Origin of the sequence: Sphingobium sp. C100 (genome assembly GCF_000508185.1) — a bacterium.
GTDB lineage: Bacteria > Pseudomonadota > Alphaproteobacteria > Sphingomonadales > Sphingomonadaceae > Sphingobium.
The window spans coordinates 56,268-64,008 of record NZ_AYOY01000101.1; the positions used below are offsets into that span (position 1 = coordinate 56,268).

The following is a 7,741-nucleotide window of genomic DNA, read 5'->3' on the forward strand; positions in this document are numbered from 1 at the left end:
ATTCTTGCTCACGCCGCCACACGTGCCCGGACGGGCCGCGCCAGCAGGCGTTGGTAAACAGGTTCGTAACGCAAAATGTTTGACGACCAGTTACGCTCCCGCTCGACAAAGGCGCGCGCAATAGCGCCACGCTCTGCCCAGGGGCTGCGGTCGGCGAACAGGCCGGCCAGCGCATCGGCGATGGCGGCCGGATCGTCGGGCGCGAACAGCGTGCCGGTCACGCCGTCCTCGATCAGTTCGCGATGTCCGCCAACGCTCGACGCGGCGACCAGCCGGCCCTGCGCCATCGCCTCCAGGGGCTTCAAAGGCGTGACCAGATCGGTAAGGCGCATCGCCTTGCGCGGATAGGCCAGCACGTCGATCTGCGCATAATAATGTTCGACCTGATCGTGCGGCACGCGGCCGACGAAGATGATATGGTCGTTGAACGGCGAGGCCAGCGCCTGTTCGCGCAGCGCCTGCTCGCAAGGACCGCCGCCGACCAGCAGCAGCTTTGCCTGCGGCCGCGCGCGCACCAGTTGCGGCATGGCCGCGATCAGGTCGTCCAGCCCTTCATAATCATAAAAGCTGCCGATGAAACCGACCACATCCGCGCCGGCAAGGCCCAGCGTCGCCGTGAGCGCCGGATCGCGTGGCGCCGGCGTGCCGAACTGCGTCATATCGACGCCATTGGGCGACACGATGATCTTGGCCGGGTCGATGCCGCGCGCAACCAGATCGCCGCGCAGCCCCTCGCAGATGACCGCCACGGCATCCGCGCTGCGCACCGCGCGGGTTTCCAGCTGCCGCGTCAACCAGTAGCGCGGGCTGTTCTCCGCGCCAGCGCCATTGCCCACCGCCGCATCTTCCCAAAAGGCCCGGATTTCGTAGATCAAAGGGATGCCATGCCGCTTCGCCACGCGCTGCGCGGCCATGGCGTTGAGCACCGGCGAATGGGCGTGGATCACGTCAGGCCGCCATTGCCGCACCAGCGCATCAATCGCATCGGCATGGGCCGAAAGATCGCGCCACTCGCGCAGCACGGCATTGCCTTTCGCCGGATCGCCTGGCGTGCGGTGGAAGGTCAGCCCATCCACCACTTGCTCGGTCGGACCGGCCGCGCTGTGGCGACGGCCGGTGATGCCGCGCACCTCCCACCCCTTGTCGATCTGCGCGCGCAGAATCGCCCTGGTGCGGAACGTATATCCGCTGTGCATCGGCAGGCTGTGGTCCAGCACATGAAGAATGCGAGTCATAGCCAGTCCTGTCTGCCGCAAAAGGTTTAACGCCCCGTCAACTCTGTCACGCTAGGAGAAAGCGCGTACGTACTGGAAGTTCAAGCGAGCGATGATCGACACACTGTCCCTGCTGATCAGCCACGGCGTGATCCTGCTCGCCGCATGGCGGCTGCTGCCGCGTGGCGACCTGGACCGTGACCCGGAACCGCAGGAGCCGCGCGGCGATGCGTGATCTGTTCTTCATCGCCTTTCTGGGCATCTTTGGCTTGATGGGCCTGCGCCGGCCATTCCTGCTGGTCGCGGTCTATGCCTATATCGACATCGTTTCACCCCAGCGCCTCTCTTATTTCCTGCTCAATTCCATTCCCATTTCCGCCATCGCCTTCGCGGCCATGGTTGGCGCGTGGCTGGTGGTGGATGACAAGAAGGATTGCCGATTCTCCGCGCGGCAGGGGCTGATGCTGCTGTTGCTCGCCTGGTGCGGCTACACCACCTTGACGGCGGATTTCCCGGCGGAAGCGCTCACCAAATGGAACTGGGTGTGGAAGGCGATCATCGCCGGCGTCTTCCTGCCGCTGGTTTTGCGCACGCGCCTGCGAATCGAGGCGCTCGCCTTGTTCATGGTTTTGTGCGCCAGCACGATCATCATCAATGGCGGCATGAAAACGGCGCTCTCCGGCGGCGGCTATGGCGTGCTCAACCTGATGGTCGAAAATAACAGCGGCCTTTATGAAGGCAGCATCATCAGTTGCGTCGCCATTTCGCTGATCCCGATCATCCTGTGGCTGTCGAAACATGGCACGATCTTTCCGCCCGACTGGAAGGTGAAGGCCTTCTGCTACTGCCTTTGCCTCGCCTGCCTGCTGATGCCGGTCGGCACCGAAGCGCGCACGGGCCTGGTCTGCATCGTCATCCTGGCTGGGCTGATGTTGCTGCGGTCGAAACGGAAATTCGTCTATGGTCCGCTCATGCTGCTGGCCGCGCTGGCCGCCGTGCCCTTCCTGCCGACCAGCTTCACCCAGCGGATGGAGACGATCGAAAATCACCAGGGCGACGAAAGCGCCTCCACGCGCGTTGCCGTATGGATGTGGACGCTCGATTATGTGAAGCAGCATCCCGGCGGCGGCGGCTTCGACAATTATCTCCAGAACAGCTTCACCTATTTCGCGCAGAGCACCGTCGCGGATGGCGGTGGCAGGCGAGTCGAGCGCCGCCTGGTCACTGACCGTGGCCGCGCCTATCACAGCGCCTATTTCGAGCTGCTGGGCGAACAGGGCTATTTCGGCTTCGCCATCTGGGCGCTTCTTCACCTCATCTGCTTCATCCGCACCGAATCGATCCGGCGATTCTACCGCAACCGGGACGGACCGGACGAAGCCTGGATCGCCCCGTTCGCGCTGGCGCTGCAACAAGGACATATCATCTACATGATCGGGTCGCTGTTCGTGGGCATTGCCTATCAACCCTTCATCTTCATGATGCTGGCGCTCCAGATCGGGCTGGACACCTATCTCACCCGCAAGCGCCGGGCGGCGGCAAAGCGCACGCTGGACGCGTCGCTCGCGATGCAAGGCGGCCTGCCGGCATGAAGGGAGAGTTGCGTGCACTGGGGCTGGCCCATGGCCTGCTGCTCGGACTGCTGCTTGCATTGCCGCTGGTCGCATCGCCAAGGCTGCTGCCCTGGGCGGCCGAAGCCCTGTTCATCATGGGCGGGTTCCAGCTTCGCCTGGCCGACCGTCGGTGGGACATGCGCGGCGGTCCGCTGGGGTGGATCAGTCATATCCGCATGGCGCCCGGCCGCCTCCTCCCTTGGGGTGCAGCGGCGGTGGTCGCGCTGATCGCTCGCCGGACGCAGGATGCGCAGGCGATCATCGGCGCGGCCCTGCTATGTGAACTGCTGCTTTATCCGATGTGCGCGCATCTGATCGGCCGGCTGGCGCGGCCTTTGGCCGCTGCCCTGCTACTGCTGCTGATCGCGGGTCAGGCGGCGGCAGGCAGTGAAATGATGCGCTATATGCTCGCATTCATCACCGGCATGACCGCCTGCCTGGTCTGGCTGCGCGGCCCGGACGGCGACGCGCGCGCCACCGGCCTGGCTTTTGCGGGGCTGAGCGCAGCGGTGGCCGCGCCGATGGCGGCTCCGCAGCTTCTGCCCTTCGCGGTGCCGGCTGGCAGCGTCTGCGCGGTGCTGGCGCTGGCCAACCTGTCCGTCCTGCGCCGCCGCCCTGTTCCATGGTGCAGCAACGGCGGCCAAGACCGGCTCAAGCGGGGGCTGTGGCCGATTCCGTCATGGCTTTCCTGAAGGCCTCGACGAAGGCGGGGATATCATCGGGTTTGCGGCTGGTGATCAGATTGCCATCGACCACGACCGGCTGATCCACCACCTGCGCGCCCGCATTGGCAAGATCCGTGCGGACCGATGGCCAGGACGTCACGGTTCGGCCACTAACGCAGCCGGCCTCCACCAGCAACCAGGGACCGTGGCAAATGGCGGCGACGGGCTTGCCTGATGCAACGAAATCGCGGACGATGCCCACCGCCTTGTCGTTCATGCGCAAAGTATCGGGATTGGCGACGCCGCCGGGCAGGATCAAGCCGTCATAGTCATCGATCCGCACCGCATCCAGGGTGATGTCGGGACGAATCGTGTCACCTTTCTTGTCATGCTCCATGCCCTGGATCGGATCGGTACCCGGCGATGCGAGCGTCACGCTGGCGCCGGCATCCAGCAGCTTTTGCCGGGGTTCGAATAATTCAGATTGTTCGAAACCGTCGGTCGCGACGATCAGGATGCGGCTCTGCTCAATGGCTGGCATGTCATTCTCCTTGAGTTGGGGGATGCCCATCAACGGCCGATCCCGCCCTGGAGTTGCGGAACGAAGCGATGAACAGCGGGTTTTGCGCCATGAGAAGGAAAACATGGCCCAATCCGCCCTCGTTCACACCAACGACACCAGTCCCGGCATTACGCGCCGCGCTCTGAAGCGCGGCTGGGCCTATTATGACGGCGATGGCAATCGCATCACCGACCGGGAGGAAATCGACCGACTGAACGCGATCGCCCTGCCGCCGGCCTATCGCGACTGCTGGTTCTGCCCCTCGCCCCATGGCCACATCCAGGCAGTTGGTTATGATGATCGGGGGCGCAAGCAATATCGCTATCATCCCGATTTCCGATCCGCCCGCGAGGCGGAAAAATATGGCGGCTGTCCCGACTTCGGCCGAGCCCTGCCCAAATTGCGCGCGCGCCTCGATCGCGACCTGTCGAAACGCAGCCTGCGCAAGGAACGCACCATGGCCGCCGTCGTCCGGCTGCTCGATCTTGCCAAGCTGCGCGTGGGCAACGAACATTATGCGACCACCAACAAGAGCTTCGGCGCGACCACCCTGCGGCGCCGTCACCTCGACATTGACGGGCGCACACTGACGCTGCGTTATCGCGCCAAATCGGGCAAGGTGCATCAACTGTCCGTCACCGACACCCGGCTGCTGCGCTTCGTGCGCCAGGTGCAGGATCTACCGGGGCAACATCTGTTCCAATATCTGGACGAAGACGGGGAAGCCCGGCCGATCAGTTCCAGCGACGTCAACGCCTATATCGCCGAAGCCATGGGCGCGCCCTTCACCGCCAAGCATTTTCGCACCTGGGGCGCATCGACCATCGCCTTCCAACAGTTGGCGGCGGGTCATGTGTCGATGAAGGATATGATCGCCCCGGTTGCGCAGGCGCTGGGCAACACGCCGGCGATCAGCCGCAAATCCTATATCCACCCTGCCCTGATCGCCCTGTGCAAGGATGGGCAGGATGAATGGCGCGCCGGACTTCGCCTGCCGCGCCGCACCCGCTATCTTTCCCGCGAAGAGCGCGGCCTGATCCTGTTCCTCGACGAAATCGCGAACTGCGCACCACTTGCCGCAGCGGCTTGAACCGCAGCGGGTTAATGCTCTACCCCAAAGGCCAAGCCCGCGGGTCCAAGGCCCGCCCCGACATCGTTTCAGCAAGACAGGACAGGCATGGCCGATCCAAAAGACCCCGCCCTCCCCACAACTCCGTTGCGCGCGCCGAACCTTCAGGAAATGTGGCGTGCGACCAGCGACTGGTTCGCGGTGCATTATGTCCAGATCCTGATCGCCATCGGCGCGGCGGTCGTCATCTATTTGCTGCTCGCGACGCTCAAGGAATTGGGCAAGCGGCACAAGGGGCGGCGCGGCGCCACGATCGGCTACACCAATGTGCTGGGCCGCACCGTCGCCAAGACTACGCATTTCTTCATGGTGATGGTCGCCGCCCGGCTGGTCGCGGGCTATGCCGATGCGCCGCCCGTCATCAGCCGCACCGTTATTTTCCTCTTCACCATCGCCACCGTGCTACAGGCCGCGATCTGGGCGCGCGAAGTGATATTGGGCCTGATCGAGCGCAAGACGCTGGCGGAGGACGGCCAAGGCGAAACGCTGGCCAACGCCATGGGCCTGATCCGTGTGCTGGTAACGGTGGGTCTGTTCGCGATCGCGGCAATCGTTGTGCTCGACAATCTGGGCGTCAACGTCACGGGCCTGGTCGCGGGTCTTGGCATCGGCGGCATCGCCATCGGCCTGGCGGCGCAGGGGATATTTTCCGACCTGTTCGCCGCCTTGTCGATCATCTTCGACCAGCCGTTCCGCCGGGGCGAGGCCATTTCCTATGACAACACCACCGCCACGGTGGAGAAGATCGGCCTCAAATCGACCCGGTTGCGCGCCCTGACCGGCGAGAAGAAAGTGATTTCCAACGCCAACCTGCTGCAAAAGGAAATCACCAGCTACCAGACGCTCGACCATCGGCGCCTGAAATTCGCCATCGGCGTCATCTACCAGACGCCGCCCGACGTGGCCGAACAGATCCCCGACATATTGAAAGCCATCGTCGATGATCTGGGCGCGACATTCGTGCGTTCGGGCTTTGTCGGCTTTGGCGGGTCCAGCCTGGATTTCGAGCTGGAATTCGAAGTCTATCTGCCGGGATGGGACGACATCTACCTGATCCGGCATAAGATCGGCCTCGCCATCCTGCGCCAGTTCAATGAACGCGGCATCGAGTTCGCCTATCCGACGCAGACGACATTCACCGCTGCGCCCGATGGCCGCATGATCATGCCCTATGCGGAAGTGCAGCCGGTCAAGAGCGTCGATCTCGACCATTAAGGCGGATCGGCGCGGGGACGACTCGCCTCGTCGGCGCGCGCTTGCGGGCCACGGGGCGACGTTCTAGCCGGTTGCGCCATGAACATTCTTCACGCCACGCTTGCCGCCGCTGCTTTCGCCGCGTCCCTCGCCACCCCTTTCACCGCCCATGCCGAAGGGCTGGGCGGTGAAATCAACTATGGCCGCGCTGATGGCCATTGGGGCACGGAGATCGGGGCGGGCTATGCGCTCGACATGGCAGGATTCAGCCTGACGCCGGGCGGCGGCGTCTATCTTCGCGATGGCGAGACCAAGCTTTATGGCCGGGTCGAGGCTGCTTACACCATCCCGCTGTCCGCGACGATCGGCGCGGGCGCGCGCTTCAGCGGCGACGATGTTCGGCCCTATGCGACGCTCGCCATGCCGATCATCCCCAAACTGCGCGCCAAGGCCAATGTCGGTCCCAAATATTATGCGGTCGGCCTGACCCTGGGCTATTGACCAAAGTCGCGCCTCATGGGGGGCAGCGCTGCCGCGCTTGTCCGCTTCTTCCTCTTGCAGTCGATGCATAGCGGCCTTCGGATATTGCGTGCATCATGCGCGTTTTGCGCTTCGTCCGGGGATCGGTCCGGCGCCTGCCCTTTGCGTCAAGGTCAGAAGCGGGCATAGTTCGCCAGTTTCATATGGAGGAGACCGTTTTCCGTGACATCCCGCGAACTGACCGGTTTTCTGCCCCTTGACGACGCCCAGACCGCCCGTGCCGGCTGGCCTCGCCGTCTGTCCGACACGGCCTGGCGCACCGGCTTTGGCGCAATCGGCTGGCCCTGGCTGCTCGCCAGCCTGTCAGGCGGGCGCAAGGCGGACAAGCGCGCGCTGCTGGACGAGCTTGGCCTTGCCCATGACGCGCTGCCGCACCTGGGCAGCTGGAAGGCGGATGTCGGCTTCCTGCGCCACATCGTACGGGAAATCGCCCGGCTGCGCCCGGCCCATGTCGTGGAACTCGGCGCGGGCGCGTCCTCGCTGGTGGCGGCGCAGGCGCTGCTCCTGCATGGCGGCGGACAATTGCACAGTTTCGATCAGCATGGCGGTTTTGTGGAGGCCACCCGTCAGTGGCTGGCGGAACATGGCCTTGCCGTGGATATTCGTCACGCCCCCCTGATCCATGACAGCAAGGACTGGCCGGGACGCTGGTATGCGATCGACGACTTGCCGGACCAGATCGACCTGCTCATCATCGACGGTCCACCCTGGAGCGTTCACCCCCTGGTGCGCGGCGCCGCGGACAGCCTGTTCGCGCGCCTGTCGCACAATGGCGTCGTCCTGCTGGACGACGCGGCGCGGCCGGGCGAACGGCTGGGGGCGCG

At 64.4% G+C, this 7,741-nt stretch carries 9 protein-coding genes; 7 read left to right on the plus strand and 2 right to left on the minus strand.

Translation table 11 applies throughout. The features are described from left to right. Window positions 1-8 precede the first annotated feature (8 nt). On the minus strand, window positions 9-1,235 hold the full coding sequence (locus tag C100_RS32270) for a TIGR04063 family PEP-CTERM/XrtA system glycosyltransferase (RefSeq protein ID WP_024019150.1): 1,227 nt from the start codon (window positions 1,233-1,235) through the stop codon (window positions 9-11). Window positions 1,236-1,326: 91 nt separating this feature from the next. Between C100_RS32270 and C100_RS49305 the strand changes: the two genes are divergently transcribed. From C100_RS49305 to C100_RS32280, 3 genes are read left to right on the plus strand one after another with little or no spacing between them, the layout of a single operon-like run. Next, window positions 1,327-1,449: a hypothetical protein gene (locus C100_RS49305; RefSeq protein ID WP_024019151.1), complete on the plus strand. Its 123-nt coding sequence runs from the start codon at window positions 1,327-1,329 to the stop codon at window positions 1,447-1,449. Continuing rightward, window positions 1,442-2,806, plus strand: coding sequence for a putative O-glycosylation ligase, exosortase A system-associated (locus tag C100_RS32275; RefSeq protein ID WP_024019152.1), 1,365 nt, complete (start codon window positions 1,442-1,444; stop codon window positions 2,804-2,806). Before C100_RS49305 ends, C100_RS32275 begins: the two co-directional genes overlap by 8 nt. Beyond that, entirely contained in the window at window positions 2,803-3,519 is a 717-nt protein-coding gene (locus C100_RS32280; protein WP_024019153.1) for a hypothetical protein, read from the plus strand. Before C100_RS32275 ends, C100_RS32280 begins: the two co-directional genes overlap by 4 nt. On the opposite strand, the gene C100_RS32285 is transcribed toward C100_RS32280, so the two are convergent. After that, a complete protein-coding gene (locus C100_RS32285) occupies window positions 3,479-4,033 on the minus strand; it encodes a type 1 glutamine amidotransferase domain-containing protein (RefSeq protein WP_031308996.1) in 555 nt (184 codons plus the stop codon). The genes C100_RS32280 and C100_RS32285 overlap by 41 nt on opposite strands. Before the next feature lie 103 nt (window positions 4,034-4,136). Between C100_RS32285 and C100_RS32290 the strand changes: the two genes are divergently transcribed. The 4 genes from C100_RS32290 to C100_RS32305 form a co-directional block, all read left to right on the plus strand. Further along, the gene (locus tag C100_RS32290) at window positions 4,137-5,144 is read left to right on the plus strand and encodes a DNA topoisomerase IB (RefSeq protein ID WP_031308998.1); all 1,008 of its coding nucleotides are present in this window, start codon (window positions 4,137-4,139) and stop codon (window positions 5,142-5,144) included. Between the two features lie 87 nt (window positions 5,145-5,231). Next, window positions 5,232-6,398 carry a mechanosensitive ion channel family protein gene (locus C100_RS32295; RefSeq protein ID WP_031308999.1) on the plus strand — a complete coding sequence of 389 codons (1,167 nt, stop codon included), beginning with the start codon at window positions 5,232-5,234 and terminating at the stop codon, window positions 6,396-6,398. A gap of 78 nt (window positions 6,399-6,476) precedes the next feature. After that, entirely contained in the window at window positions 6,477-6,878 is a 402-nt protein-coding gene (locus tag C100_RS32300; RefSeq protein WP_024019157.1) for a hypothetical protein, read from the plus strand. A 201-nt stretch (window positions 6,879-7,079) separates the two neighbouring features. Then, window positions 7,080-7,741 (plus strand): class I SAM-dependent methyltransferase (locus C100_RS32305; protein ID WP_024019158.1); only part of this gene is annotated, 662 nt, incomplete at its 3' end.